The organism is Pseudomonas sp. MD195_PC81_125 (assembly GCF_014060985.1).
GTDB classification, from domain to species: domain Bacteria; phylum Pseudomonadota; class Gammaproteobacteria; order Pseudomonadales; family Pseudomonadaceae; genus Aquipseudomonas; species Aquipseudomonas parakoreensis.
This window is the reverse complement of sequence record NZ_JABULD010000107.1, coordinates 1-1,144: the sequence shown is the minus strand read 5'-3', so window position 1 is coordinate 1,144 and position 1,144 is coordinate 1. Positions and strand designations below refer to the sequence as shown.

The window sequence follows — 1,144 nt, the reverse complement described above, 5'->3', positions numbered from 1 at the left end:
CTTGCCCCCTCAAAAATCAAAAGTCAAAAGATCGCACCTGCGGCAGCTCCTACAGGGTTTGTGTGATTCCGCAAGCTTGCGCAGCGTCTAGCCCCAGTGTCCCCGCAATCCCATGGGGCGAGACTTCGGAACCCGGCATGCAAGCGCTGTTGAACGAGATTCTTGACGCTGTCCGGCCCCTGATCGGGCAGGGCAAAGTGGCTGACTACATTCCCGCCCTCGGCACCGTGCCGGCCAATCAACTGGGCATCGCCGTGTACGGCAACGACGGCGAAATGTATTGCGCCGGCGATGCCGAGACGCCGTTCTCGGTGCAGAGTATCTCCAAGGTGTTCAGCCTGGTGCAGGCCATCGAGCATTCCGGCGAGGCGATTTGGGAGCGTCTGGGTCACGAGCCGTCCGGCCAGCCGTTCAACTCGCTGGTGCAGCTGGAGTTCGAGCGCGGGCGCCCCCGTAATCCGTTCATCAACGCCGGGGCGCTGGTGATCTGCGACATTAACCAGTCGCGTTTCGCCGCGCCGGCCCTGTCGATGCGTGATTTCGTGCGGCGCCTGTCGGGCAATCCGCAGGTGATCGTCGACGGCAAAGTCGCCGAATCCGAATACCAGCACCGCGCCCGCAACGCGGCCATGGCGTACCTGATGCAATCGTTCGGCAACTTCCACAACGACGTCGAAGCGGTATTGCGCAGCTACTTCAGCCACTGCGCGTTGCGCATGAACTGTATCGACCTGGCGCGGGCGTTCTGCTTCCTCGCCAACGACGGGTTCTGCAAGCACAGCGGCGAACAGATCCTCACCCGTCGCCAGACCCAGCAGGTCAACTCGATCATGGCCACCAGCGGTTTGTACGACGAGGCCGGCAATTTCGCCTATCGCGTCGGCCTGCCGGGCAAGAGCGGGGTCGGCGGCGGGGATTGTCGCGGTGGTGCCGGGGCAATTCAGCGTGTGCGTGTGGTCGCCGGAACTCAATGCTGCCGGCAACTCGCTGGCGGGGATGGCGGCGCTGGAGATGCTCAGTTCGCGGATTGGCTGGTCAGTCTTCTGACCCGATCTTCCAAACACTGCAAAACTTTGTGGGAGCTGGCTTGCCAGCGATAGCGGTGGTTCAGCAACGTCAATGCCGGGCTTGCCGGCCTCATCGC

Annotated in this window: 1 pseudogene; it reads left to right on the top strand. The window is 62.8% G+C overall.

From position 1 onward, the window contains the following. Nucleotides 1-137 precede the first annotated feature (137 nt). Nucleotides 138-1,047: pseudogene (glsB, locus tag HT737_RS04785) on the top strand (glutaminase B). The last annotated feature ends 97 nt before the right edge of the window (nucleotides 1,048-1,144 follow it).